The sequence below is a fragment of the Pseudomonas fragariae (ex Marin et al. 2024) genome, assembly GCF_059621105.1.
Map to the genome: position 1 here is coordinate 2,828,997 of NZ_CM184369.1, position 26,657 is coordinate 2,855,653.

Below are 26,657 nucleotides of genomic sequence, written 5' to 3' on the forward strand. Positions count from 1 at the left end.
GCTGGCCTGGACCAGCGGCGCTGTTTGCCGGCTTGATGCTGCAATAGACACTGCTTGCAAAAAAGGTGGAGCATTGCGTCGCGCAGAGGTCTCAATGAGACATTTGATGGATCAGCCAAGAGGCGCACATGAGTCATAGCAGCCAACAACAGTTCAGGTCAGTCTGGGCAACCCTGCAAGTGTTACGCAAGGAAGTGGCTGATCTGCAGCTCAGTGAACTCGAGCGTGCCGAAAGCCTGCGCGGTCATCAGACGGTGGACGACAGGGAGGTCATTGAACAATCGTTCGCGACGCTGGAACAGGCCATCGATGATATGGAAGTAACGCTTGCCAGCATAGGTGAGGCCACTGGAGAGATCGGCAAGCTTTGAGCGAATGGCAGCGCCATCCTCAAGCGTGCGGCGTGAACCATAAGCAATTTTCCAGGTCTTATTCCGGCCCTGAAATTGATGCCACGCTGTTTCCTTCCAGAGTCTGTTCTCATGCCCGCATTGCCCCGTTTTTCCTGGCGCATCTGGTTGTATCTGGTCGCTCTGTTGCCGATCTACGCGAGCCCTGTCAGTGCTGCCGAAGAACGACAACTGGTCCAGGCAATCAATGATTTTCGCGGCCAGCCGCAGCGTTGCGAAGCGCGTACGACAAACATCTCCAGAGCCCTGGCGCTCAATTCCAGCGTGGTACTGCCGATCGGTTTCAGCGGTAATTTACGTGACGCACTCAAGGCATCCGGCTATCAGGCGGTCACTGTGCGGACCGTACGACTGGCCGGTGTGCAAAGCGCCGACGCAGCGTTCGACATGCTCAGGAGCCGCTACTGCGGTGCGTTGCTCGACCCGCAATACGCGGACATCGGCATCACCCGGCAGGGGAGCGACTGGCGTGTGGTGCTGGCGAAACCGTTGATCGACGAGAGCCTTGAAGACGCGCGCTCGGCTGGACGGGCGCTGCTGGCGCAGGTCAACGCCGCGCGTGCCAAGCCGCGCATGTGTGGCAAGCGGCCTTTCCCGTCGGCTCGGCCGTTGAGCTGGAATACCACCCTGGAAACGGCCGCGCAGGGGCACAGCCAGTCTATGGCCAGCGAGAATTACTTTACCCATCGCGGTTTCGATAATGACTCGCCGGCAGATCGCGCGCGTGCTGCCGGTTACGGCGGACGGCAGATCGGTGAAAACATCGCCGCGGGGCAGAGCACGGCCAGCAAGGCCATGGCGAGCTGGCTGGCCAGCCCGGGGCATTGCGCCAACCTGATGAACCCGATGTTTACCGAAGTCGGCGCGGCTTATGCGACGGCTACCCATGCTGATTACGGTGTGTACTGGACCATGCTGTTTGGTGCGCCCTGATCAGCAGCCAGCACCGTAGCGATCTTGCTCACCTGGCAGTCAGGCCGGGTACCGTTTGTCGCCTGTTCGATGTTATTTGAAAACCGCCGCTGATGAGCAAGGGTCGGTTGTACCACAAGAGGCGCGCTTGAACGGTGCGTCCGGTGGCAACGTCAGCGAGGTGTAACAGACGTCATGAAACGAACCATTGATGCTGCAGAACTGAATATCTGTTTCAGCGAGGACCTCGAAAAGGCCTTATTCAAGTGGTTCGTCGCCAGCTTTCTGATGGGCAAGCGCATTCAGGCAGACATTGCCTGCGAGGCCTATCGCGTTATCGTCGAGAAGCATCAGCGTGACACTCCGCGCAAGCTTGCTCACTGCACTCACCGGGAACTGGTCGCCATGCTGGGGCAGGCACATTATGTGCGCTACGACGAGTCAACGGCGCATCGACTGTCTGCACTGTGCGCAAAGCTCAATGACGAATACGCGGGCAAGATAGGTCGAATTCGCGAAGTGAGTGAGGATCGGAAGCAATTCGAGAAGCGACTCTGCGAGTTTGCCGGTGTCGGCCCCAAGACTGTTGAGATATTCATGCGCGAAGCCGGCAAGGTGCTGTATTGATTATGCCGCCAGTTTATATCGGTTGTGCAGGCTGGAGCCTTGCGCGTGAGTACTGGCCCGACTTTCCTGAACAAGGCAGCCATTTGCAACGCTATGCTTCGCGCTTCAACGCGGTCGAGATCAACAGCTCGTTCTATCGCCCTCATCGCGCTCAGACCTACGCACGCTGGGCGCAGGCGGTGCCCGCCGGGTTTCGCTTCTCGGTCAAGATGCCGAAACTCATTACCCACGAACACCGACTGCGCGAGTGCGAGACCGTTCTGACCACGTTCCTTTCTCAATGCACTGCGCTGGGTGACAAACTGGGCTGTCTGCTGGTCCAGCTTCCGCCCTCTCTGGACTATGCACCGCAGGTAGCTGAGAGGTTTTTCAGAGCATTACGCAATCAGTACGCCGGCAGCGTGGTATTGGAACCGCGCCATGAATCCTGGCGGCAGGCTCAGGCGCTGCTGATCGAGCATCACATTGCGCAGGTAGCCGCCGATCCGTCAGTAATCAGTGAAGGGCACTTGCCCGGTGGGTGGCAGGGTGCTCACTACTGGCGCCTGCACGGGGCGCCGAAAATTTATCACAGTGCCTATTCCGTCGAGCATCTGGAAGGTTTGGCTGGGCGAGCGTCGGCGTCTGTGGCGCGGGAAATCGAGACCTGGTGCATCTTTGACAACACGGCCAGCGGAGCCGCCGTCCGTGACGCGCTCGCGCTGCAGGCACTGGTTGAGCGCAACAGGGCTGGGTAATAGGTGCGAACGGGTGCAGTGCTCAGACCTCAAGCAGCTCACTCAACGCTTCGCTCAGTTGCTCGGCACTGAACGGCTTGGCGACGCAACGCCGGTTGAGCCACGCGTCGGGGATCCCCAGCCGGCCGTACCCCGAGCAAAACATGAAGGGTATGCCGCGATCGGCAATGGCGGCGGCTATCGGAAACGAGTTGCCGCCGATAATGTTGATGTCCAGGATGGCCAGGTCGTACTCGCCGTTACGCGCATATTCAATGCCGTCGTTCAGCGTGCTGGCGTGGTAGGCGGTCGCAAAACCCAGATCCTCGAGCATCATCTCCATCAACATGGCGAGCATGGTCTCGTCTTCCACCAGGAGCACTTTGGGGTGCGAGGTCCGGTCGTCTGATTCTGAACTCATAAGCGGCTTTCCGGTTTGTCTGGCCAGGGAATCAGCATTGACCAGATGATTCCTGTACGGGCGAACTGAATGTCGGCCTGGCCTTTGAGCTCTCGCTCGATGCTGCGGCGTATCAAGCGCAAGCCAAAGCCTTTCACCGTGGTTGCGACGACCGGCGGGCCGCCTGTTTCCTTCCATTCGATCTTCAGCGTCGGGGGAGTGTGTTCGGCAGTCAGCGTAGAGGTCACTGTCACCTGACCTGAGGCCGAAGAAAGCGCACCGTGTTGCACTGCATTGGCCATCAGCTCATGGAGCACCATGGAAAGTGTCAGTGAAAAACGCGGTTCCAGGGTCACCGGATCGCCTTCGAAACTGATCCTGTGTGCCCCCGAATCCTGCTCCTGCAGCTGCTCGATCAAGTCGACCAGTTCGGTAGAGATCCATTCCGCACGCGCCAGTGCATCGTGCGCCTGGCTCAGGGCAAACAGGCGCGCGCCGAAGCTCTTGTGAAAGGATTCCAGTGACGCAGAGCTGTTGACGGTGAGAGAGGCTATGGCCTGAACGGTCGCCAAGGTGTTTTTTACCCGATGATTCAGTTCGTTGAGCAATCCGGCGCGGGTCAGCCGGTCTTCCAGTTGCTGGCGTTCCAGTTTGCTGGAGATCGATTGCGCCAGCCGATGGGTCGTACCGCTCTGCTTTAAAAATGTCGTTTCGCCAATACTGTCCGCCCCCTGATGTACGGGCAGGGTGAAGGAAAATACGCTTCCCGAATCCAGTGAGCTGTCGGCCCACAGACGCCCGCCGTGGGCCGTGATAATGCCCTGGCAGATATACAGGCCCAGGCCGTTGCCGCGTGGGTTGCCTTCCTTCACGGACCAGTAGCGCTGGAAAATGAAAGGCAGGTGTTCGGCCGGAATGCCTATGCCGTCATCACTGACCCTGAACAGCACTTCGTTCTGATCGGCTACCGCATCGATGTTGATTCGGCCACCTTTCGGGGTGAACTTGATGGCGTTACCGACCAGATTGGAAAGTACCTGAAAGATTCGTTCCGGGTCCGCATCGATCACCAGGCCTTGCGCGGCGGTGCAGTTGAGCTCGATGTTCTTTTCGGCGGTCAGCATCACCAGCAGGCCGCAGGCTTCTTCCAGCAGGCTGGTGACACTCAGCGGCAGGCGCGAAAGCTGGTAGCGGCCGGCTTCGATCTGCGCGGTATCGAGCAGGTCTTCCAGGAGGCTGTTCATGCGCGTCGTGGCTTTCTCGATGGTGCCCAGCGCACGCCGGATGTTGCGATTTTCAAAGTGTGTGTCGCCCACCGCCCAGCTTTGCATCATGCCGCACTGCATGATGATGATCGACATCGGGTTACGCAGGTCATGGGAAACCACGGCGACCAGCTCATCACGCAAACGGACCGCTTCCTGTTCGCGCTGCACCTGGCGCTCAAGGTCGCTTTCCAGAGCAGAACGACGAATGTCTTCAGCGCCATAAAGATCTGCGCGCGACCACGGGCTGGCAATGCCGGTAACCTCTTGCTCCCAGACATCGAAAGACTGCCTTGGGTGCAGACGATGACTCGCGGAACTCTCCGGACGGGTACTGACGTGGTGGGTCGGGTTACCGCTCCAGTTCATCGTGGAGGTGAGTTGGGCGCGAAACCACATCACTGCATTATCAATCGGCTTGGGCAGCGTGAACGCGATGACGCCGCTTGCGATGTCTCTGTAAACGGCGCTGTCGGGAAGCTCCCTCTGCATGGAGTTGGTGTGGAAAACCCCCAGACCCTGCAAGCCCGTCGCCCGCTGTCTGGATCGCTGACTGGCCAGGCCGGTGTCGCGTATCCAGGTGTACAGCTCACGCACCTGTTCGATTGAAGGGCAGGTGCCGAACAGATAAACCTGATCGTCAATCAGCACCGCGGCACCGTCTGCCAGGGTCAGCGACATGAGAAGCTCGGGCCGGCTCACCAGCCCGTCGAGTACTTCATGATTGGCGCGACTCATGGCGTCTGCCAGTTGCCCGAGCAGGACAACTTTCTCTTCCCGCTCGCGCTGGATATTAGTCGCGACAATGGCGGAAATTTTCACCGACAGTAACTGACCGATCATCGCGCAGGCATCGCGCAACTCTCTGGACACCCGCAACGGTTCGGGGTGACCGCAGGCAACCAGGCCCCAGAGCTCGCCGCCGTCCAGCAAGGAGATACTCATCGACGAGCGCACGCCCATGTTCTTGAGGTATTCGCAATGCACCGGGGACACGCTGCGCAGCGTCGAGAAGCCCAGGTCGAGCGGTTGCCCGGTCGCCGGGCGCAGTGTTGGTATCAGGGGTACGGGAACGTAGGTGGCGTCCGGAATCACACGGATCCAGTTCAGCCGATACAGCTCTCGCGCCTGGGCGGGAATGTCCGAACCGGGGAAGTTCAGGCCGCTGTAGCTGGGCAGTGGCCCGGTCAGTGCCTGCGCAACGACTTGGCCATGGCCCTCGGGCTCGAACCGGTAAATCATGACCCGGTCGTAACCGGTAAGCGCCTGAATCTCGTGCACACTGATATCGAACAGTGTTTCCAGCGTCGTGGCTGCCTGCAGGTTGCGCAATACCCGGGTAATGATTCTGGACTGCCCATGACCGGTTTCCACGAAGGGCTCCAGCTCGATTATCAGCACATCGTCGGCACGCTGCAGCGAGGCGCTGTAGTGGGCTGTTCCGATCGTCAGTTTTATCGGGTCAATGTGTGGGGCAGCGGGGTGGCCGTACGCATGGTCGATGAGGGCCGACTGTTCGGGCGATAACAGCCATGACAAAGGCTTGCCCAGCAACTCGTCAGCGGCCATTCCGAATTCTGTTGCGCAATTGGCGCTGACCTGCTCAATGCAAAGGGGATCGCCTGCAACGCTGAGCAGTACGCCATGCGGCTGAATCGCGCCAGGAACACGGATCGGCTCTCGGGCACATTCGGCCAGCGCAGCTTCAAGCGCTGCGTCAGGCTTTGCATCCAGCATGTCCTTGATCAATTGCGTGAACTCCATAGGGTGTTTCAGCCGGGAACAGCCAGCCGCTGCTTGGTACGACGTGCAGTCGTTCAACGCTAAACGCGGTTCAGATGGTTTTTTTGTCGGCCGCAACGAAAATTTGAGCGGCCAGCGGCCCGGATGGACAGCGCAAGAAAATGCGAGGTTGCCGCGAAAGTGCGGCGTGGAGACCTGGACGATGCGCTCTGCTGATACAAGCCAGAGATGGAAGGAAGTAGGCCACCATAACAGGTGCCCGTTGAACGCGTAGCTTTAACTGACTATGTCGGGGAAATGCCTGCAAGTTGGCAGGTGTGGGCCTTTTGAGGCCCTGCCTGCCATTTTTTAGCGAATTATCGGCAAGTGCTGGGTTGCTACAGGCCCGCTTGGGCAATCAGCCCTGGCCGTTCAACTTGCGTTCCAGCTCACGATTCTTTGCGCGAAGCGTTTCGGCATCCTGCTCTTTTTCCTTGATGGACGTCGGGGTGATGACCTTGTCTACGCCTTCGGTTTCGGGGTTTTCCTGCGCAATGTCCTTGCGCACCACATCAACCGGCTTGCCGGACTGGTCTGTCGTTGGCGCGGACTGTACAGGCGTGTGGCTGGAAGGCTTGTCAGTATGCTTGCTCATTGCAGTTCCTCTCTGTGTGTCGTCCTGCTTGGAGGAACGAACGGCGCGAAGAGTTCGACGTGTTTTCATGTCGGCACGGTTTGCGTGAGAAAGCAGCTGCAAAAAAAAGCCCCGCCAGACGAGGTCTGGCGGGGCTTTGCTCAAGCTCTGAAAGCCTTAGAGCGCCATGTCACTGGCTGGATTGCTTTTCGCTGGCTGTGCAGCAGGTGCAGGTGTTGGAGCATTACCTGTCTTGTTCACCGGCGGCGGTGGAGTCAGTTGCAGGACTTCGGCGGTGTAAGCCCATTCCTCGGCAACACGATCCGGATTGTTGTTCAGCTTGGTGCCGTAGCTAGGCACGATCTGGTGCAGTTTTGCCTGCCATTCCGGAGTCGCTACCTTGTCCTTGAAGACTTTCTCAAGTACGCCCAGCATGATCGGCGCTGCAGTCGAGGCGCCTGGCGAAGCACCCAGCAGGCCGGCAATGCTGCCGTCCTTGGAAGCAACGATTTCGGTACCCAGCTTCAGTACGCCGCCTTTCTCTTCGTCACGCTTGATGATCTGTACGCGCTGACCGGCTTGCATCAGGCGCCAGTCTTCTTTCTTGGCGTTCGGGAAGTACTCTTTCAGAGCAGCGAAGCGATCGTCGTCAGACATCATCACCTGACCGGCGAGGTATTCGATCAGCGGGTACTGTTCGATACCGACGCGAGTCATCGGCCACACGTTATGCGTGGTAGTGCTGGTCAGCAGGTCGAAGTAGGAACCGTTTTTCAGGAACTTGGTCGAGAAGGTCGCGAATGGGCCAAACAGGATCACGCGCTTGCCGTCCAGAACACGGGTGTCCAGGTGCGGAACCGACATGGGTGGCGCGCCAGTCGACGCGATACCGTAGGCCTTGCCCATGTGCTGCATGGCCAGGGTCTGGTTGTCAGTGACAAGCCACGAACCGCCGACCGGGAAGCCGCCGTATTCCTTGGCTTCAGGAATACCGGATTCCTGCAGCAGATGCAGCGCTGCACCGCCGGCACCGATGAACAGGAACTTGGTGTCGGTTTCGGTAACGGTACCGTCCTTCAGGTTCTTGTACTTGACGCGCCAGGTGCCGTCGTCGTTGTGATTGATGTCTTCGACTTCGCTCGACAACTGCAGATTGAAGTTCTGCTTGGCTTTCAGGTTGGCGACGAACTGACGAGTGATCTCGCCGAAGTTGACGTCGGTGCCGATCGGGCTCCAGGTCACGGCCAGCTTCTGCGCCGGGTCACGACCTTCCATCATCAACGGGACCCACTTCTTGATCTGCTCGTGGTCTTCGGAGTACTGCATGCCGCTGAACAGCGGGCTGGCTTGCAATGCTGCGTAACGCTTGCGCAGGAACTGGATGTTGTTGTCGCCCCACACGAAGCTCATGTGCGGTGTGGAGTTGATGAACGAACGCGGGTCTTTCAGGACGCCGGTCTTGACCTGCCAGGACCAGAACTGACGGGAGATCTGGAACGCTTCGTTGATCTCGATGGCCTTGGAGATGTCGACGTTGCCGTTCTTGTCTTCAGGGGTGTAGTTCAGTTCGGCGAGCGCCGAGTGACCGGTACCGGCATTGTTCCAGCCGTTGGAGCTTTCTTCGGCAACGCCGTCGAGGCGCTCGACCATTTCCATCGACCAGCTCGGCTCCAGCTCGTTGAGCCAGACAGCGAGGGTTGCACTCATGATGCCGCCGCCGACGAGCAGTACGTCGACTTTCTTGGTTTCAGCCGCCTGCACGGGCATCAGGCCCATGGAAATGGCCAGACCCAGGAGGGCCGTGTTCACTTTCTTAAACATTCTGTCATCCATCTGATAAACGCCATCCGCCGACTACTCCTGGGGAAACGGCCTGTCACATGCATCGAGCCTGCGACAAACACTCGCACCCACGGGGACTAGAGGTGGACATACAAGGCCAATATAATACCGCTCGAGACCTCAATTTATGTCCTGCTGCGCTGACTTCTTATCATCATTGGATTCAGCGTCATGAGTGACATTTGCTCTGTTGGTGCGCTGCGATGCCCGAGGGTCTTGCCCTCTGAGCCACGTGCGAAGACACACCTGGTCAGCCTGTTCACGGAGTCTGGGACGCCGCATCGGAGCATGGAGGCACGCCTGACGCGCAATTTTTTGTACGCGTACTGCGACACATCCTCGGTGGCATACCGGCAAAGACGCGGTATTTTCGCATAATGTGCACCCCGGTTGCGAGGTGCCATCATCAAATTGGCCACGAATGCGTTGATTTAGACACTTCACAGCCTTCCACTGCCTATCTGTATCGGCATTTTCGCCCGGGTCTTTAGCCGTCAGACGGATATAGCCCTCACTCGGTCTGAAACCCGCTCCGAACAACGCGCTCATCCGGCTCCCATGCATTCATGAGCCAGACTCATAACGGCGTGTGACTTTACCTGGCTAATCATCGCGCCGACGCCCTGTTAGGTTCCTTATACGGCTGCCATGTCCGTGGCCGCAATGTTCGGATACAGACGTCCGTCAAACAGTTGGAACTTTAGTAGCGCAGACCAGTTAAACACTTGTAACGGGTGATAGCGTTTTGGCTTTGATTACCCCCTGAAAATAAAGGCAGCACGTCAGTGAGCAGGAGTACGCCCGGGCCGCTGACCACACCATAACGCCCGTCGCTTTACAGCAGCGACGGCTATTACCGAGTGATCCTGATGACCGAACCCAAGAAGCACAAGGAAACTGCTGGCGACAGCAGTACCGTGCAGCCCTCACGCCGAAACTTTCTGAAGTTCGGTGCCTCCGGCATTGCTGCGGCCACGCTGTCTACCTGGATCCCTTCCGACGGCCTGCTGCAGGCGGCGCCTTTGGCACCTGCGGCCCCCGTGGTCGAAGACAGTGACGCACCCGCAGCGGGTGAGCAGCGCATCCAGTTGAAGGTCAATGGCCAGGTTCATACCCTGAACGTGCCGGCCAATGCCGTTCTGCTCGATGTGCTGCGTGACCGCCTGCAACTGACGGGCACCAAGAAAGGCTGCGATCACGGCCAATGCGGCGCCTGCACGTTGTTGGTCAACGGCGTGGCGATCAACTCCTGTCTGTCGATCGCCGTTCAGCATCAGGGCGACAGCATTACCACCATCGAAGGGCTGGCCGAGAACGGCAAGCTGCACCCGGTACAGGAAGCGTTCTGGGAACACGATGCCTACCAGTGTGGTTATTGCACCTCCGGACAGATCATGAGCGCGGTCGCGATTCTCAAGGATCCGAACATTGCGTCCGACGACGCCAGCGTCAGAGAGGCCATGAGCGGCAATATCTGCCGCTGCGGTGCCTACAAGAACATTCTGTCTGCCGTGCAATCTGCGCGCTCGAAAATGGGAGGTGTCGCCTGATGCGAACTTTTGACTACGCTCGTGCCGCTTCGCCCGCGCAGGCTTACAGCACAGCCTCTGGCGAGGGGCTGCGCTTCTACCTGGCCGGCGGCACCACGCTGCTGGATCTGGTCAAGCTCGACGTGATGCAACCGCAGCAACTGGTGGACATCAACCATCTGGCGTTGAAGCAGGTCGAGTCGCTGCCCGATGGTCGCCTGCGCATCGGCGCGCTGGTCAGCAATACCGACCTGGCCAGCCACCCGCTGGTGCAGCAGCGCTACCCGGTGTTGTCCGAGGCGATTCTTGCCGGTGCTTCGACCCAATTGCGCAACAAGGCGACCACCGCCGGCAATCTCATGCAGCGTGTACGCTGCCCGTATTTTCGCGATGGTATTTCCGCCTGTAACAAGCGCCAGCCGGGCTCTGGCTGCGCAGCGATCGGCGGGATGAACCGCAGTGTGCACGCAGTGCTGGGCACCAGCGAACACTGCATTGCCACGCATCCGTCAGACATGTGTGTCGGCATGGCGGCCATCGGCGGGCAGGTTACCGTCCAGGGCGTCAACGGCTCGCGGGATATCCCGCTCGCCGACTTTCATTTGCTGCCGGGTGATACGCCAGAGCGCGAACACGCGCTGGCGCCCCATGAGCTCATCACGCATGTGACCCTCGACGCGCCGCTGTCAGGCAGCCGCTCTTCTTACCTGAAGCTGCGCGACCGAACCTCTTACCAGTTCGCCCTGGCATCCAGTGCCGTGATTCTGGTGATGGACGGCAAGCGCATTACCGATGCGCGCATTGCGCTGGGTGGCGTGGGCACCAAGCCGTGGCGTGCCCTGGAAGCGGAACGTGCGCTGATCGGTCAGCGTGCCGACCCGGACACCTTTGCGCAGGTCGCAGCGCTGGCGATGAAGGGCTCGCGGGCCTATGAACACAACGCCTTCAAGATCCCGCTGGGTCAGCAGGTCATCGTCCGCAACCTTCGTGACCTCACGGCCTAGGAATTTCTCATGAGTGAAAACATCATTGGTGTGCCGCAGCGTCGTATCGACGGCGGCAAGAAAGTCAGTGGTCAGGCGCGCTATGCCGCAGACCATCCGATGGGCAAGATGCTTTACGCCTATGGCGTCTACAGCACCATCGCCAACGGGCGCGTGCTGGCCATAAAGGATCAGCAGGCCAAGGCGATGCCTGGCGTGGTCGATATCTTTCACCACGACAACTTCCCCACGTTGCACCGTACTCCGAACACCAAACTGAGCTTTGCCAAGATGCTCTCGGCCAGCAAGGCGGACGAGCATCGCTTGCCGTTCGAGGATGACCGTATCTATTACCCTGGTCAGTTTGTGGCCCTGGTGGTGGCCGAGAGCTTCGAGCAGGCGAGGGCGGCGGCCTATCGCGTGACGGTGGATTACGACGAGCGTCCGGCGGTCAAGGACCTTGCCGAAGGCATGCGCGTCAACGGCGCCCGCGATGGCGGTGCCGGGCACAACCGGGGCAATCCGGACAGCGCGTTCGATGGCGCAAAAGTCAAAGTCGACCAGACCTACACCACGCCGGTGGAAGTGCACAACCCGATGGAAATGCACGCCAGCACCGCCTGGTGGCAGGACGGCAAACTGTTCGTCTACGAAAGCACCCAGGGCGTGGTCAACCACCGCAACCTGCTGGCCAACGTCTTTGACCTTTCCCCCGACCGGGTGGAAGTGCGCGCGCCCTTCATAGGCTCGGGCTTCGGCGGCAAGCTGTGGCCGTGGCCGCATTCGGTCGCAGCCTGCGCCGCTGCCAAAGTCACCGGGCGACCGGTGCAACTGGTGTTGCCGCGTGCGCAGATGTTCACCACCGTGGGCCACCGTCCGGAAACTCGCCAGCGCCTGCGTCTGGCCACCGATGCGAGCGGCAAGCTGGTGTCGATTCGTCACGAGTCGTTCAACAACACCTCGATGCTCGATGACTACACCGAAAACTGCGGTGGCGTGACCAAAAGCCTGTATGCCTGCGATAACGTACTGGTCAGCCACAAGATCAGCCCCATCAACCGCGGTACGCCGACCTCCATGCGTGCGCCGGGCGCGGCACCGGGTCTGTTTGCACTGGAGTCGGCCATTGATGAAATGGCGCTGGCCAGTGGCATGGAGCCTCTGGCATTCCGCAAGCTGAACCTCTCTGACAAGGATCAGAGCGCAGGCCTGTCGTGGTCCAGCAATCACCTGCCTGAAGCCATCGACAAGGCCGCCGAACGGTTTGGCTGGCAGGCACGCAAGGCCGACGTCGGTTCGATGCGCGAAGGCGATGAAATCATTGGTTACGGCATGGGCGCCTGCAATTGGGAAGCCTATCAGGTGCCCACTGATGCGCGGGTCATTCTGCGTTCCGACGGCACGGCTCTGGCTCAGTGCGGCTTGCAGGACATCGGCACCGGCACCTACACCATCGTCGCGCAAACCGTCAGCCAGTTGACCGGCATTCCCATGGAGCGCGTCGAAGTGGAACTGGGCAGCTCGTCGTTCCCGGCAGGCCCGGTGTCCGGTGGTTCGTGGGTCACTGCCAGCGTAATGCCGGCGATTGCCGGCGCCACCCGCGAAGCGTTGCAGAAACTGCGCCAGTACGCCGTCAGCAAGGATGCCGTGTTCGCCGGACAGGACGCCGAAGCGATCAAGGTCGAGAACGGTCAACTGGTCATGGGTGAGCAGCGTGCGAGCTTCGTCGATGTGCTCAATGGCCAGCGTCTGTCGCGTGCCGAGGGCACGTTCCAGAGTGGCATGCCTGAGGCCGGCAAGTACTCATTCCGCTCGTTCGGCGTGCATTTTGTCGAGGTGCGCTGGGACCCGGGCATTTCCAGCCTGCGCGTTTCGCGGGTGGTCAGCGCCATTGACGTGGGCAAAGTGGTCAACCCGCTGGCGGCACGCAATCAGGTGGAAGGCGCGATTGTGATGGGCATCGGCATGGCCTTGTTCGAGGCCGGTGAATACGATCCGCGCAGCGGCATGCCGGTCAATAACAACTACGCCGAGTACGTGGTACCGGTGCATGCGGATCAACCGGACATCGACGTCCTGCTGCTCGATTATCCGGACTACAACCTGGGTGAATTCGGCGCACGAGGTATCGGCGAGATCGGTGTGACCGGGCTGGCCGCAGCAGTGGCCAACGCGGTGTATCACGCGACCGGCAAACGGGTGCGCAGCCTGCCGATCAGCAAGGAAAAACTGATGGCAGGGTTGTAACAATGAAACAGCTTGATTTGCAGGTAGTACAACAGGCGAGGGACTGGCTGGCCAGCGGCAAGGCGGTCTGGCTGTGCACGGTTCTTTCCACGTTCGGCTCGGCCCCACGCGGGCCGGGTGCGATGCTGGTGGCGCTGGGCAGCGGTGAGCATCGCGGCTCTCTGTCGGGTGGTTGCGTGGAAGAGGATTTTCTCGAGCGCGTTGCCGCGGGGCAGTTCGAGCCGGTCAATCAGGTGGTTCGCTATGGCGACGGCGGCTTCGCGCCAACGCGGGCCTTGCCGTGCGGCGGTGTGCTGGATGTGCTGATCGAGTTCATTGCGCCAAAACCTGAGGCCGATGCACATCTGGCGGCCATCGAGCAGGCGCTGGCCGGGCGCGAACTGGTCAGCAGGCAGGTGCACCTGGGCGGTGTGCAGAGAGCGATCGGGCCGGCGACGATGGGCGAGTCGCGTGTGCAGGTCGATGGTGAACGGATCAGCATCCGCATGGGCGCGGTGTATCGTGTGCTGCTCGCCGGGCTGTCGCCGGTGGCAGAGTTCTGCGCCAGTTTTGCCGTTGCGATGGGCTATGAGGTGATCGTCTGTGACCCTCGTGTCGAAGTGACCTCAGGGTTTTCAATGCCAGGTGTCGAGGTGCGTGGCGTGCTGCCTGCGGTGTTCATTGCCGAGGGCGGCTGCCACAGTTCGACGGCCGTGCTGGCGCTGACGCACGATCCGAAGCTGGACGATCTGAGCATGCTCGAGGCGGTACGTACCGAGGCGTTCTACATAGGTGCAATGGGCTCGATGCGCACCAGCAGCAAACGTCTGGAGCGTCTGGGGCGGATTGGCGGGCTGGACGCTCAGGTCCTGGACCGGATCCACGCGCCGATCGGCCTGAACCTGGGCAGCAAGACGCCTTCCGAGATCGCCATTGCGGTAATGGCCGATATCCTGCGGGTGGCCAACGGTGTCAGTCGTGCCGAGGTGTAAGGTGTTGCCGGCAGGCTTCTGCCAGCGCTGAAGGGGTGTCGGCGTCGCGCAGGATGCCAGGGTCATCGCAATACAGTAGGTCACACGCCTCGGGGTTATTCGTGATCAGGGCCTTCGCGCCCTGATCGCTTTCCAGTTTCAGCAGTGCCGGCCAGAATCGTCGACCGATGATCACCGGATGGCCACGCTGGCCTTCATGCATTGGCAGGACGATGCGCTGGGGATCGGCCATTCTGGCCAGGTCATGCAGGGTCTGCGGCTGTATCCAGGGCATGTCCGCAAGAACAACGGCAACCGCATCGGCAGAGGAGTCCATCACTGCCGCAACGGCGCTCGCCAGGCTGTGGCCCATCCCCAGTTCGGCCTGTTCGCTGCGGATGATCGTGATGTTCGAGGCAACCCCCAGCGCATCCGCCTGGTCATCAGGGCGCAATACCACCGCCGTTTTGGCGAATGCGTTTTGCGCGTTTTCCAGGCTTGCCGTCAGCAGGGTCCGCCCGCACGGCAGAAGCGCCTGCCGCTTGTCACCGGCAAAGCGCCTGCTGCGGCCGGCTGCGAGGACCAGGGCGAACACTTCGGGGATCTGGCTGTCTATGCTGCTCAATCCGAAACCTTATGAGTGGGTGAAAGGAGAGGGCGCGTGCGGTTTGCGCGGCGCACCCTGCAGTTCTGCCGATGCACGCACAATGCCTTATTTCGCTGCCTTGCCGGTAGCGGCACGAATCATGTTTTTCGAGGGTTTCAAGTGGACAATCATATTCGTCCTGTCGAACTGGAAAAAGCCTACCGTTTGCTCAACCACGGGCCGACCGTGCTGGTCTCATCCAGCCACGAGGGCACGCATAACGTCATGGCTGCGGCCTGGGCCTGTGCGCTGGACTTCTCGCCACCGAAGGTGACGCTGGTCATCGACAAGATGACCAAGACCCGCGGACTGGTGGAGAAGAGCGGCTACTTTGCCCTGCAGGTGCCCAATCTGGATCAATTGCAGATGACCTTCGACGTCGGCACCCAGAGCAAGGTCTTCACTCCGGACAAGCTGGACAAGGCCAATGTGGACCTGTTTCGCATTGACGGGCATGACTCGCCGCTGGTGGCCGGATGTTCGGCCTGGCTGATCTGCAAGGTCATTCCCGAGCCGCACAATCAGCAGACTTATGACCTGTTCATTGGCGAAGTGGTGGGCGCCTGGGCTGACAACCGCGTGTTCAACGACGGGCACTGGGAATTCGAAAAGGCCGACCCGAAATGGCGCAGTCTGCATTACGTCGCGGGCGGGCATTTCTATACGATCGGTGAGCCTGCGGTGGTGGATACGGGCGACGAGTAATCGCGATGTCTGGCCCTGACGATCCTCGCCGACCGTAAGGGCCTCTTCGTGAGCAAGCTCACTCCCACACAAGCACACTCATTGGTCCCACAGATGGCTCCCGTGGTAGCGAGCTTGCTCGCGAAGGGGGACTGACTGATCAGTCAATACTCAGCGGCTACACCTGCTCCTTGGTGAGCAACGCGAATCGCCATCCCGGCCAGTCCCGCAAGGGCTGTGTATCTTCTGCACCCTCAGTGACGATCCCGCCACACAGTCTGTGCATTGCAGAACTCGCGTACTCCAAAGTGCGACAGCTCACGGCCAAAGCCGCTTTTCTTCACGCCGCCAAAGGTCACGCGCGGGTCTGACGCGCTGTAGCCGTTGATGAACACACCGCCGGTTTCCAGTTCCTCGGTCATGCGCTCTGCCAGTTGCAGGTCGCGGGTATAAATCGTCGCGGTCAGGCCGAAATCACTGTCATTGGCCAGCTCCAGAGCGTGCTGCGCGTCGCGGGCGGTGATGATCGACGCAACCGGCCCGAACAGCTCCTGCCTGAACGAAGTCATCCGGTCGGTGACGTCACCGAGCACGGTCGGCTCGTAATAATTGCCCTGGCCTTCAGCCTTTCTGCCGCCCAGCAACAGCGTGGCGCCTTCGGCGAGCGTGTCCTGTACCTGGGCATCCAGCTCGTCGCGCAGATCGAAGCGCGCCATGGGGCCAATGTAGGTTTCGCCGGAAAGAGGATCGCCCGTTACCAGTTGACGCGTTTGCTCGACGAACCTGCGGGTGAACTCCTCGACCACGCCTTGCTCGATGATCAGACGCTTGGCCGCTGCACAGACCTGCCCGGTGTTCTGGAAGCGGCCAATCACCGCGGCCTTCACAGCCTGATCCAGGTCCGCATCATTGAGCACGATGAACGGGTCGGAGCCGCCCAGTTCCAGCACGCACTTCTTCAGTGCCGCACCGGCCTGGGCGCCGATGGCCTGGCCGGCACGCACGCTGCCGGTCAGAGTGACAGCTGCGATGCGCGGGTCGGCAATGGCGTTTGAAACGCCTTCCGGGGTCACGTTGATGACCTCGAACACACCCTCCGGGAAGCCGGCACGCTTGAAGGCGCCGAGCATCAGGTAAGCGCAGCCCATTACGTTGGGCGCGTGCTTGAGCACATAGGTGTTACCGGCCAGCAGGGTCGGAATCGCGCCGCGCAGCACTTGCCAGACCGGAAAATTCCACGGCATTACCGCGAGAATCGGGCCCAGCGGACGGTACTCGATCCGCGCCTTGTCATGCTCGACCTGAGTTGCTTCGGCCACCAGCATCGCCGGGCCTTGTGCCGCGTACCAGTCGCACAACTGGGCGCATTTCTCGATCTCGCCTCGGGCCTGGGCGACGGGCTTGCCCATTTCCTGGCTGATCATGCGGGCAATGTTTTCGACGTCATCGCGCAGGGCCTGGCCCATGGCGACGATCAGTTGCGCACGTTGCTGAACCGGCGTGCGCTTCCAGCCGGCAAAACCGGCAGCCGCACGCGACAGGCTTTGATCCAGCGCAGTGGCGGATTCGAAGGCATAGTGGCCGATCTGCTCGCCGGTGGCAGGGTTGATCGAGATTGCATGGGTGTTGCTGGTGACAGTAGTCATTGCGCCATCCTGTTGAGGTGGAAGTGGGACCAGAATATAGGCGTGCAATGCTTTCTAAAACTGAATAATAATGAGCGTAACGTTCATGTTTGGAGAGTGATATGGATCTGGTTCAGCTGGAGATCTTCAAGGCAGTGGCTGAACACGGCAGCATCAGCGCCGCCGCGCAGCACATCCACCGGGTGCCCTCGAACCTGACCACGCGCATCAAGCAGCTGGAGCAGGATCTGGGCGTCGACCTGTTCATTCGCGAGAAGCACCGCTTGCGCCTGTCTCCTGCAGGCTGGAATTTTCTCGACTACACGCGACGCATCCTGGATCTGGTGCAGGAAGCGCGTTCTGCTGTGTCCGGGGAGGAGCCACAGGGGCCTTTTGCACTGGGGTCGCTGGAAAGCACGGCTGCGGTCAGGATTCCTGCGCTGCTGGCCGCCTACAACCAGCAGAACGCCAAGGTCGAGCTGGACCTGTCCACTGGCCCGTCCGGAACCATGATCGACGGCGTGCTGGCCGGTAGACTGGTGGCTGCGTTCGTCGACGGGCCGGTGCAGCATCCGTCGCTCGACGGCGTGCCGGTCTTCGAAGAGGAAATGGTCATCATCGCGCCGCTCAATCATGCGCCGGTCAAGCGCGGGCGGGACGTCAGCGGAGAGAGTATCTATGCGTTTCGTGCCAACTGCTCGTACCGCCATCATTTTGAACGCTGGTTCACCGATGACGCGGCAGTGCCGGGCAAGATCCATGAAATGGAGTCCTACCACGGCATGCTCGCCTGCGTCAGCGCCGGTGCCGGGCTGGCGCTGATGCCGCGCAGCATGCTGGAAAGCATGCCCGGCTGCGCCACGGTCAGTATCTGGCCGTTGTCCGAGAAGTTTCGCTACCTGCACACCTGGCTGATCTGGCGCCGGGGCACGGTGTCGCGCAGCCTGGCCCGCTTTGTCGAACTCCTGGAACAGCGCAGCGAACCGGCGAACGTTTAACGGCCTGCAGAAACCCGCTCGGCAATCGCCGCGCCGACTTGCTGAGTCGAAAGCGTGCCGCCCAGATCCGGCGTGACGTCGCCGTTGGCGATCACTTGCTCGATGGCGGTGATGATCTCGTCATGGGCCGCGGTGAAACGCTGATCGCCCTGGCCGAGGAACTCCAGCATCAGCGCCCCTGACCAGATCATCGCGATCGGGTTGGCGATGTTCTGGCCGAAGATGTCCGGGGCCGAGCCGTGGACCGGTTCGAACAGCGACGGGAAGTGGCGCTCGGGGTTGAGGTTGGCTGACGGCGCAATGCCGATGGTGCCTGCGCACGCCGGGCCGAGGTCGCTGAGGATGTCGCCGAACAGGTTGGACGCCACCACCACGTCGAAGCGCTCGGGTTGCAGCACGAAACGCGCGCAGAGAATGTCGATGTGTTGCTTGTCCCAGCTGATGCCGGGGTACTGGCTGGCCATCGCTTCGGTGCGCTTGTCCCAGTACGGCATGCTGATGGCCATGCCATTGGATTTGGTCGCCGAGGTCACGTGCTTGCGCTCGCGTTTGCTGGCCATCTCGAAGGCGAACTTGAGAATGCGGTCAACACCACGACGGGTGAATACCGATTCCTGCAACACGAATTCGTTGTCGGTGTTTTCGAACATGATCCCGCCCAGCGACGAGTATTCACCTTCGGTGTTTTCCCGGACCACGACAAAGTCGATGTCGCCCGGTTTGCGATTGGCCAGCGGGCAGGGCACGCCGGGAAACAGCCGCACCGGGCGGATATTTGCGTACTGATCGAATTCGCGGCGAAACTTGAGCAGCGATCCCCACAGCGAGATGTGATCGGGAACCTTTTCCGGCCAGCCCACGGCGCCGAAGAAGATCGAGTCAAAGCCCTTGAGCTGTTCGAACCAGTCGTCTGGCATCATTTTGCCGTGCTTCAGGTAGTAATCGCAGCTGGCCCATTCGAAGTATTCGAACTCCAGTTCCAGCCCGTGCCGTGCGGCGGCGGCCTGCACCACGCGCACTCCTTCGGGCAGCACCTCCAGGCCGATGCCGTCACCGGCGATGGCAGCGATACGCAGTTTCTTGTTGTTCATGGTGGCGCTCTCTCTGAATCGATCCATTGCGGGTGTGCAATCAATGAGTTGCACAGGCCATCCATGCTATAAGCGCACGATATAAAGATAATCAGCTGATTAATGGACTGAGAAAACACGAATCGTGAATAAATATCCCAGCCTCGATGATTTGAATGTGTTCGTTCATGTGGCCCGGCGTTCAAGCTTCGTCGGGGCTGCGGATGAGCTGGGCATGTCCGCGGCCTACGTCAGCAAACGTATTCGTTTGCTGGAGCAGGGTATGGGTGTGGTGTTGCTGCACCGCTCGACCCGGCAGGTGTCGATTACCGAAGATGGCGAGCGCGTCTACGAGTGGGCCAAGGGCATGCTCGATTCAGTGCAGCAGATGGGTGACGAAGTGGCGGCGCTGCACGGCGAGCCGAGTGGCTTGTTGCGGGTCGTCAGCAGTCAGGGCTTTGGCCGCCGTTTCGTCGCGCCTGCGTTGTCGGAGCTGGCGGCGCGTTATCCGAAGCTGGATATCCGCCTGGACATTCAGGACCGGCTGGTCGATCTGATCGAGGAGGGCGTCGATCTGGATATCCGCGTCGGCAACGAAATCGCCCCGCACCTGCGCGCCAGGCATCTGGCCAACAACTGGCGGGTTCTGTGCGCGAGCCCCGGCTACCTCGACGTTCATGGCACGCCGCTTAATCTTGGTGAGCTGGCCAATCACGATTGCCTGGTGATCAAGGAGCGCGACCGGCCATTCGGCATCTGGCACCTCAACGGGCCGCAGGGTGCCGAAACCGTCAAGGTGACCGGCAGCCTGTCTACCAACCACGGCGAAATCGCCCGTCAGTGGTGCCTGGACGGGCGCGGGGTGTTGCTGCGTTCGCTATGGGATGTGCGCACTGACCTGGCCGAGGGCCGGCTGGTTCAGGTGTTGCCGGATTACCGCCAGGATGCAGACATCTGGGCGGTGCATACCTCGCCGCTGATGAGTTCGGCCAAGGTCCGCGTCACGGTGGAGTTTCTGCGCGACTACCTTGCCCTGCATCCTTCGCCGGTCAACCATTGAGACACGCAATGCCCTGTCAGTGGGTGCCGGCTGCCTTGTTCAGGTCGCTGTCGGTCCACTCGGTGTAGATACAGGCGTCTGCGGCCGCCCAGCGCACGCGCACCGGGTCGCCCGCCTTGAGCGACATGCCGTTCGCGGAAAGCGCTTTGACGGTCATGGCAGTGCCTCCGGCTGAGACCACCGAGCATGTCTGGCTCTCGCCGAGAAAAAGCACTTCAGCAACCGTGGCGTTTACCTCGTTCCAGCCTGCTTCAAGCGGCATGGCCGCTGCCTGGGACACGCTCAGCGCCTGGGCTTTCTCCGGGCGCACCATGAGCAGCACCTCCTGATCGGTCTTCAGCCCTGCGGTCAGGCGAATCGCCAGTGTGCTGCCTTCGAAGGTCGCCACGGCATTGCCCTGGGCCTTGAGCCTGAGGAAGTTCGAGTTGCCGAGAAACGAGGCGACGAAGGCATTCGGCGGATCCTGATACAGGTCATAGCCCGAGCCCAGACCGACGATCTTGCCATGGCTGAAAATGGCGATGCGCTGTGACAGGCGCATGGCTTCTTCCTGATCATGGGTTACGTAAACGATGGTGATGCCCAGCCGGCGATGCAACTGGCGCAGTTCGTCCTGCAGGTCTTCGCGCAGCTTCTTGTCCAGTGCGCCCAGAGGCTCGTCCATCAGCAGGATGCGCGGCTCGTAAACCAGCGCTCGGGCGATGGCGACCCGCTGCTGCTGGCCGCCTGACAGTTGCGACGGGCGCCGATGAGCAAAGGCTTCCAGCTGAACCAGCTTGAGCATCGCATCGACTTTCTTCTCGCGCTCGGCCGCAGGCAGCTTGCGGATCGCCAGCGGGAAGGCAATGTTGTCGCGTACCGACAGGTGCGGGAACAGCGAGTAGCGCTGAAACACCATGCCGATGTCGCGCTTGTGTGGCGGCACATTCACCAGCGATTTGCCACCCACCAGAATCTCGCCCGAGCTGGGCGTTTCGAAGCCGGCGAGCATCGACAGCGTGGTGCTTTTTCCCGAGCCGCTGGAGCCCAGGAAGGTCAGGAATTCGCCGTCCTGGATGTCCAGGGAAATGTCGTCGACGGCGGCGAAATTTCCATAGTGCTTGTTCAGATTACACAGGCTGACCAGTGTGTTGTGTGGCTGATGGGCGGGGTCTTTGATCACGGCACTCATGACGTACTCCTGGCTTCGTTGCGGCGACGCAGGGTCGCGGCGATGAACATGATCAGCACCGACAGGGCGATCAGCAGCGTTGAGGCGACGGCGATGACCGGCGTCAGGTCCTGACGCAGGGTGGTCCACATTTTCACGGGAAGGGTTTGCAGGGTCGGGCTGGCCATCATCACGCTCAGCACCACCTCGTCCCACGACACCAGGAACGCGAACAGCGCGCCGGCCATCATGCCCGGCCGGATCCCGGGAAAGGTCACCTTGTAGATGGCCTGCAAGCGTGAAGCGCCGCAGATGACCGCAGCATCCTCGATGGACTGGTCGAACAGCTTCAGCGAATTGATGATCGAGATGATGGTGAACGGCAACGCGACGATCACATGGCTGACGACGAAGGAAAACAATGTGCCGGTGTAACCGAGCTTGAGAAACAGCGCGTAGACCGCGACGGCGATGATCACCAGCGGCACGATCATCGGCAGTGTGAAGACGCCGTACAGAAAATCACGCCCCGGAAACCGGCCACGCACCAGTGCGAACGCGGTGGGCAGGCCCAGCGCCACCGAGGCGAGGGTGGTCAGGATCGCGACCTTGAAGCTGGACATGGCCGCGGCCATCCAGTCCGGGTTGGAAAAAAACTGCTGATACCACTTCAGCGTCCAGCCGGGCGGCGGGAACACCAGCCACTGCGAGGAACCGAACGACAGCAGGACGATGAACAGGATCGGCAGCAACAGGAACAGCGCGATCAGGGCGGTGGTCAGGTACAGGCCCGTACGCAAGCCGGGGCTCATGGCATTGGGTGTCAGGAGCATGGCGGTTTACCTCGCGTTGCTGGCGCCGACCGGTGATTCCGGCTGGAGCTTCAGGTAGAAGTAGAACAGCACCAGCGTGATCAGCACCAACAACGCAGCGGCGGCACTGGCCAGCCCCCAGTTGAGGAACGACTGCACCTGCTGGACGATGAATTCGGGCAGCATCATGTTCTGCGCGCCGCCGAGCAGTGCCGGGGTGACGTAGTAACCGAGTGACATGACAAACACCATCAGGCCTCCGGAAAACAGCCCAGGACGGCACAGTGGCAGAAACACTCTGAAGAAATTGCTCCAAGGGCTGGCACCGCAGATCGAGCCCGCCTGCAGCACCATGGGATCGATGGCCTGCATGGTCGCCTGCAATGGCAGGACGATGAACGGAATCATGATGTAGCTCATGCCGATCACCACACCGGTCAGGTTGTGCACCATTTCCAGCGGTTGATCGATGATACCCATGGCCATCAAGGCCTTGTTGACGACCCCGGAGGCCTGCAACAGCACCAGCCACGAATAGGTGCGGGCCAGCAGGCTGGTCCACATCGACAGCAGCACGATATTGAGAATCCAGCGGCCCCAGCCGCGCGGCACCAGGGTGATCACCCAGGCGAGCGGAAAGCCCAGCAGCAGGCTGAACAGCGTCACCAGACCGGCTACGGAAAAGGTATTGAGCAGCACCCGCGAGTAGGCCGAGTTGGCAAACAGTTGCTCATAGTTGCCAAGGCCCGGCACCGGCTCAAGCACGCCGCGCAGCAGTAGAGCAATCAGCGGCGCGAAGAAGAACAGTCCGAGGAAGATCAGCGCCGGAAGCAGATTGCGGCTGCCACGCCAGCGCTGTGCGACGGAAGGGGATGGCGGCATGCCCGGCGCCTTCTGGCTGGCCGCGCCAGCGGCGCTGGAAGCACCCCCGGCCGGCATGGATTGACGAGGAGCAACCGCTGTCATCTTTACTTGACCAGCCATTCGTTCCACCGTGTCGCAATATCAGCGCCGTTCTTGGCCCAGTATGCGAAGTCGAGAGTGATTTGATCGGCAACGTGCGCGGTCGGCAGGTTAGGTGCCAGCGTAGAGTCCAGGCGCGCAACGCTCTGGGTATTGACCGGGGCATAGGCACTGAGGTTGGAGAAGTCTGCCTGGCCTTTGGCGCTGGTCGCGTTGGCGATGAATTTCATCGCGGCGTCCTTGTTTTTTGCACCCTTGGGTACGACCAGAAAGTCAGCCATGACCAGGTTCTGCTTCCAGCTCACCCCCACCGGGGCGCCATCCTGCTGCAGGGCGTAGACCCGGCCGTTCCACATCTGCCCCATCGACACTTCGCCGGAGGCCAGCAGTTGCTGGGACTGCGCACCGCCGCCCCACCAGACGATGTCCTTCTTGATGGTGTCGAGTTTCTTGAAGGCGCGGTCGAGGTCCAGCGGGTAAAGCTTGTCGGGCGCTACGCCATCGGCCAGCAGGGCCAGTTCCAGCACGCCGGGGCTAGGCCACTTGTACAGCGCGCGCTTGCCCGGGTAGGTCTTGGTGTCGAACATCGCGGCCCAGTCGCCAGGCGCCTTGCCGCCGACTTTACTTTCGTTGTAGCCGAGCACGAAGGAGAAGAAGAACGAACCGGCACCGTGGTCAGTCACGAAGCGCTTGTCGATCTCGTCGCGTTTGATGGCGCTGAAGTCCAGAGGCTCCAGCAGGCCTTCGCTGGCGGCGCGCAGGGCGAAGTCGGCTTCGACATCGACAACGTCCCACTGCACGTTACCGCTTTCGACCATGGCCTTGAGTTTGCCGTAGTCGGTAGGACCATCCTGCACGACGGTGATACCGCTGGCCTTGCTGAATGGAGCCGCCCAGGCCTCCTTCTGGAAGTCCTGCGTGGAGCCTCCCCAGCTCACAAAGTTGACGCTCTCGGCGGCAATAGCGGCGACACTCGAAAAAGCCAGCACGCCAGCGGCCAGGACTGCTGTTGCACGTTTGTTCAACACCATTTTTACGCCCTCATTTGTTGTGTTTTGAGCGGGCTTTTCTTGCCCGCGTAATCGGGAGCAGTAGGTCCAATGGGCCTTGAAACCTTGTACAGGTCAGGTGCTGTTATTAGTGCTGTCCCTTGTCGGGCGCGTCTGACCAGATCTTGTATTTATGGAATGTCATATTATGGTATTCCAAACTTTCTGCAAGCGTTTTGCCCTCTCAAAACGCCTTCATGGTCCGGTTTCCGGTCAGCGCCTGTGGTTGCAGGCGGCGGATTATCGGGCTCGCGTGACGAGTTTTTGCCTGGTCAGCCGGGAAACGGAATACTTTCAATCACTTCCAGATCGTAGCCGGTCAACCCTGCATATTTCAGTGGCGGGCCGAGGTGGCGCAGCTTGCCGACGCCCAGGTCCTGCAAGATCTGTGCGCCCGTACCGACCTCGGAATAAATGCGCGATTGCGAGCGGGTGTATTGGCGGGGCAGCTGGGTGAGCTGCGGGATGCGCTCCAGCAGCGCCTGGGACGATTCGTGATTGGCCAGCACCACTACCACACCGTGACCTTCCTGCGCGACACGTTGCAGGGCGGCCCAGAGTGTCCAGTTGGCAGGCCCGTTGTATTCGGCGCCGACCAGGTCGCGCAGCGGGTCGACCACATGCACGCGTACCAGCGTGGCGGCGTCGCGCCGGATGTCGCCCATCACCATGGCCATGTGCACGCCACCTTCGATGCGGTCTTCGTAGCTGAACAGACGGAAGGTGCCGTGCACGGTCGGCAGTTCGCGCTCGCCAATCCTGACGATGGTGTGTTCGGTGCTCAGGCGGTAATGGATCAGGTCGGCGATGGTGCCGATGCGAATACCGTGCTTTTTGGCGAACACTTCCAGGTCGGGTCTTCGTGCCATGCTGCCGTCATCATTCATGACTTCAACGATGACCGACGCTGGCGTGAAACCGGCCAGCCGGGCCAGGTCGCAGCCCGCTTCGGTATGCCCGGCACGGGTCAGCACGCCGCCGTCGCGAGCGCGCAATGGAAAGATATGGCCCGGCTGCACCAGGTCCTCCGGTACTGCGTGCGGGTTGACGGCGGCCTGCACGGTACGCGCACGATCTGCCGCGCTGATGCCGGTGGTCACACCCGTCGTCGCTTCGATGGATACCGTGAACGCGGTGGCGAATACGCTGCCGTTGCTGGGCACCATCTGTTCCAGGCCCAGACGCTGACAGTGCTCGTCGGTCAGCGTCAGGCAGATCAGACCGCGCGCTTCGCGAGCCATGAAACTGATTGCCTGTGGTGAACAGCAGTCGGCGGCGAGTAGCAGATCGCCTTCGTTTTCCCGGTCTTCGTCGTCGACCAGCAACACCATCTTGCCCTGGCGGTAGTCTTCAATGATGTCTTCGATGCGATCGAACGCCATAGTCAGTTTCCCGGTTTTATGGGTGGATGAATCGTGGTATACCATAAGACAGAATATTTCACAGATTGCCTATCAATGAAACAGTGAGCTCGCGATGAAAGCCTATTGGATTGCACACGTTGATGTGACCGACCCCCAGCAGTACAGCGAATACACCCAACGCGCCCCGGCGGCTTTCGAGCTGTTCGGTGGCAGGTTCCTCGCGCGCGGCGGGCGTTCCGAGGCGCTTGAAGGGCGCGGCACGCCGCAGCGCACGGTGATTATCGAATTTGAATCCTACGAAAAGGCGCTGGCCTGTTATCAGTCGCCCGAGTATCAGAATGCGATGAGCCACAGGCAGGGCGCTTCCAAGGCCGAGATCGTGATCGTCGAGGGGCAGTTTTAGACGTTCAGTGGCGAGCTGAAAGCTTCAGGCGTTCACCGGATAAAGTGCACCTTGCCGGTGTCGTCGTTGCCGATATAAATACCGTAGACACCGGCCTGACGTTCTTCGATATAGCGTTCCAGTATCTGCCGGATAGCGGGGTAATAGATGCTGTCCCACGGGATGTCTTCGGCGGCGAAGAATCTGTAGTCCAGGGTTTCCGGGCCGAACTGGCCGGTCACCTCCAGCGCGATGGCACGGAACACGATGTAGACTTCGCTGATGCGCGGCACGCTGAAAATGGAGTAGGGCGAAAGGATCTCGGCGCGTACACCGGTTTCTTCCCAGACTTCACGCAGCGCCGCCTGCTCGGTGGTTTCACCGCTTTCCATGAAACCGGCAGGCAGTGTCCAGGTGCCGGGGCGCGGCGGGATGGCACGCTGGCAGAGCAGGTACTTGCCTTCCTGCTCGATGATGCAACCCGCGATGATCTTCGGATTGACGTAGTGAATGTACTGACAGCCGCCACAGACCAACCGCACATGCGTATCGCCCGACGGCACACGCTGAACCAGATCAGCGCTACCGCATTGGGGACAGAAGCGCGGTGTGGCCAT

At 60.7% G+C, this 26,657-nt stretch carries 25 protein-coding genes; 12 read left to right on the top strand and 13 right to left on the bottom strand.

The features are described 5' to 3' along the window. Positions 1-128 precede the first annotated feature (128 nt). From AC54XV_RS12605 to AC54XV_RS12620, 4 genes are all read left to right on the top strand, one after another. Entirely contained in the window at positions 129-371 is a 243-nt protein-coding gene (locus AC54XV_RS12605; RefSeq protein ID WP_057457933.1) for a hypothetical protein, read from the top strand. A gap of 111 nt (positions 372-482) precedes the next feature. Further along, a complete protein-coding gene (locus AC54XV_RS12610) occupies positions 483-1,343 on the top strand; it encodes a CAP domain-containing protein (RefSeq protein ID WP_057457934.1) in 861 nt (286 codons plus the stop codon). Between the two features lie 174 nt (positions 1,344-1,517). Next, complete coding sequence (locus AC54XV_RS12615; protein ID WP_003405571.1) at positions 1,518-1,949, top strand: HhH-GDP family DNA glycosylase; 432 nt, start codon at positions 1,518-1,520, stop codon at positions 1,947-1,949. A gap of 2 nt (positions 1,950-1,951) precedes the next feature. Beyond that, complete coding sequence (locus tag AC54XV_RS12620) at positions 1,952-2,686, top strand: DUF72 domain-containing protein (RefSeq protein WP_003405569.1); 735 nt, start codon at positions 1,952-1,954, stop codon at positions 2,684-2,686. A gap of 22 nt (positions 2,687-2,708) precedes the next feature. On the opposite strand, the gene AC54XV_RS12625 is transcribed toward AC54XV_RS12620, so the two are convergent. The 4 genes from AC54XV_RS12625 to mqo form a co-directional block, all read right to left on the bottom strand. Beyond that, complete coding sequence (locus AC54XV_RS12625; RefSeq protein WP_011267640.1) at positions 2,709-3,086, bottom strand: response regulator; 378 nt, start codon at positions 3,084-3,086, stop codon at positions 2,709-2,711. Continuing rightward, positions 3,083-6,094 (bottom strand): ATP-binding protein, encoded by a 3,012-nt coding sequence (locus tag AC54XV_RS12630; RefSeq protein WP_496718790.1) that lies wholly within the window; start codon positions 6,092-6,094, stop codon positions 3,083-3,085. The genes AC54XV_RS12625 and AC54XV_RS12630 overlap by 4 nt, the downstream gene beginning before the upstream one ends. A 376-nt stretch (positions 6,095-6,470) precedes the next feature. After that, entirely contained in the window at positions 6,471-6,707 is a 237-nt protein-coding gene (locus AC54XV_RS12635) for a hypothetical protein (RefSeq protein WP_011267642.1), read from the bottom strand. Between the two features lie 156 nt (positions 6,708-6,863). Beyond that, complete coding sequence (gene mqo / locus AC54XV_RS12640; protein ID WP_024651478.1) at positions 6,864-8,507, bottom strand: malate dehydrogenase (quinone); 1,644 nt, start codon at positions 8,505-8,507, stop codon at positions 6,864-6,866. An 890-nt stretch (positions 8,508-9,397) separates the two neighbouring features. On the opposite strand from mqo, the gene AC54XV_RS12645 reads away from it, so the two are divergent. The 4 genes from AC54XV_RS12645 to AC54XV_RS12660 are packed head-to-tail and all read left to right on the top strand — an operon-like array spanning position 9,398 to position 14,258. Continuing rightward, complete coding sequence (locus AC54XV_RS12645) at positions 9,398-10,078, top strand: (2Fe-2S)-binding protein (protein ID WP_024659718.1); 681 nt, start codon at positions 9,398-9,400, stop codon at positions 10,076-10,078. Continuing rightward, the gene (locus AC54XV_RS12650; RefSeq protein ID WP_111522191.1) at positions 10,078-11,061 is read left to right on the top strand and encodes an FAD binding domain-containing protein; all 984 of its coding nucleotides are present in this window, start codon (positions 10,078-10,080) and stop codon (positions 11,059-11,061) included. The genes AC54XV_RS12645 and AC54XV_RS12650 overlap by 1 nt, the downstream gene beginning before the upstream one ends. Positions 11,062-11,070: 9 nt before the next feature. Beyond that, the gene (locus AC54XV_RS12655) at positions 11,071-13,287 is read left to right on the top strand and encodes a xanthine dehydrogenase family protein molybdopterin-binding subunit (protein WP_058398507.1); all 2,217 of its coding nucleotides are present in this window, start codon (positions 11,071-11,073) and stop codon (positions 13,285-13,287) included. Positions 13,288-13,289: 2 nt separating this feature from the next. Further along, positions 13,290-14,258, top strand: a complete 969-nt coding sequence (locus AC54XV_RS12660) for an XdhC family protein (protein ID WP_032653657.1) — start codon at positions 13,290-13,292, stop codon at positions 14,256-14,258. On the opposite strand, the gene AC54XV_RS12665 is transcribed toward AC54XV_RS12660, so the two are convergent. After that, on the bottom strand, positions 14,239-14,862 hold the full coding sequence (locus AC54XV_RS12665; RefSeq protein WP_057457939.1) for a nucleotidyltransferase family protein: 624 nt from the start codon (positions 14,860-14,862) through the stop codon (positions 14,239-14,241). The genes AC54XV_RS12660 and AC54XV_RS12665 overlap by 20 nt on opposite strands. 141 nt (positions 14,863-15,003) lie before the next feature. Between AC54XV_RS12665 and AC54XV_RS12670 the strand changes: the two genes are divergently transcribed. Continuing rightward, positions 15,004-15,588 (top strand): flavin reductase family protein, encoded by a 585-nt coding sequence (locus AC54XV_RS12670; RefSeq protein ID WP_024638824.1) that lies wholly within the window; start codon positions 15,004-15,006, stop codon positions 15,586-15,588. 233 nt (positions 15,589-15,821) lie between these two features. On the opposite strand, the gene AC54XV_RS12675 is transcribed toward AC54XV_RS12670, so the two are convergent. Next, positions 15,822-17,213 (bottom strand): aldehyde dehydrogenase family protein, encoded by a 1,392-nt coding sequence (locus AC54XV_RS12675; protein WP_058398508.1) that lies wholly within the window; start codon positions 17,211-17,213, stop codon positions 15,822-15,824. A gap of 101 nt (positions 17,214-17,314) precedes the next feature. Between AC54XV_RS12675 and ptrR the strand changes: the two genes are divergently transcribed. Next, positions 17,315-18,190, top strand: a complete 876-nt coding sequence (ptrR, locus tag AC54XV_RS12680) for a putrescine utilization regulator PtrR (protein WP_024651472.1) — start codon at positions 17,315-17,317, stop codon at positions 18,188-18,190. Here ptrR and AC54XV_RS12685 read toward each other — a convergent pair. Beyond that, on the bottom strand, positions 18,187-19,281 hold the full coding sequence (locus AC54XV_RS12685; protein ID WP_032653648.1) for a tartrate dehydrogenase: 1,095 nt from the start codon (positions 19,279-19,281) through the stop codon (positions 18,187-18,189). The two genes, ptrR and AC54XV_RS12685, sit on opposite strands and share 4 nt — an antisense overlap. Positions 19,282-19,405: 124 nt before the next feature. Here AC54XV_RS12685 and AC54XV_RS12690 point away from each other — a divergent pair, with 124 nt between their 5' ends. After that, on the top strand, positions 19,406-20,320 hold the full coding sequence (locus AC54XV_RS12690) for a LysR substrate-binding domain-containing protein (protein ID WP_024651470.1): 915 nt from the start codon (positions 19,406-19,408) through the stop codon (positions 20,318-20,320). A gap of 16 nt (positions 20,321-20,336) precedes the next feature. Here AC54XV_RS12690 and AC54XV_RS12695 read toward each other — a convergent pair whose 3' ends face one another. The 5 genes from AC54XV_RS12695 to ribBA form a co-directional block, all read right to left on the bottom strand. Further along, the gene (locus AC54XV_RS12695; protein ID WP_024638822.1) at positions 20,337-21,491 is read right to left on the bottom strand and encodes an ABC transporter ATP-binding protein; all 1,155 of its coding nucleotides are present in this window, start codon (positions 21,489-21,491) and stop codon (positions 20,337-20,339) included. Beyond that, on the bottom strand, positions 21,488-22,303 hold the full coding sequence (locus AC54XV_RS12700) for an ABC transporter permease (protein ID WP_003405538.1): 816 nt from the start codon (positions 22,301-22,303) through the stop codon (positions 21,488-21,490). Before AC54XV_RS12700 ends, AC54XV_RS12695 begins: the two co-directional genes overlap by 4 nt. 6 nt (positions 22,304-22,309) lie before the next feature. After that, a complete protein-coding gene (locus AC54XV_RS12705; protein ID WP_080277914.1) occupies positions 22,310-23,266 on the bottom strand; it encodes an ABC transporter permease in 957 nt (318 codons plus the stop codon). Next, the gene (locus AC54XV_RS12710; protein ID WP_003405534.1) at positions 23,251-24,276 is read right to left on the bottom strand and encodes an ABC transporter substrate-binding protein; all 1,026 of its coding nucleotides are present in this window, start codon (positions 24,274-24,276) and stop codon (positions 23,251-23,253) included. The genes AC54XV_RS12705 and AC54XV_RS12710 overlap by 16 nt, the downstream gene beginning before the upstream one ends. 290 nt (positions 24,277-24,566) lie before the next feature. Further along, on the bottom strand, positions 24,567-25,676 hold the full coding sequence (gene ribBA / locus AC54XV_RS12715; RefSeq protein ID WP_103713348.1) for a bifunctional 3,4-dihydroxy-2-butanone-4-phosphate synthase/GTP cyclohydrolase II: 1,110 nt from the start codon (positions 25,674-25,676) through the stop codon (positions 24,567-24,569). 94 nt (positions 25,677-25,770) lie between these two features. Between ribBA and AC54XV_RS12720 the strand changes: the two genes are divergently transcribed. After that, positions 25,771-26,061 (top strand): DUF1330 domain-containing protein, encoded by a 291-nt coding sequence (locus tag AC54XV_RS12720; protein WP_003405529.1) that lies wholly within the window; start codon positions 25,771-25,773, stop codon positions 26,059-26,061. A gap of 32 nt (positions 26,062-26,093) precedes the next feature. Here AC54XV_RS12720 and AC54XV_RS12725 read toward each other — a convergent pair whose 3' ends face one another. Beyond that, complete coding sequence (locus tag AC54XV_RS12725; protein ID WP_011267657.1) at positions 26,094-26,657, bottom strand: NUDIX hydrolase; 564 nt, start codon at positions 26,655-26,657, stop codon at positions 26,094-26,096.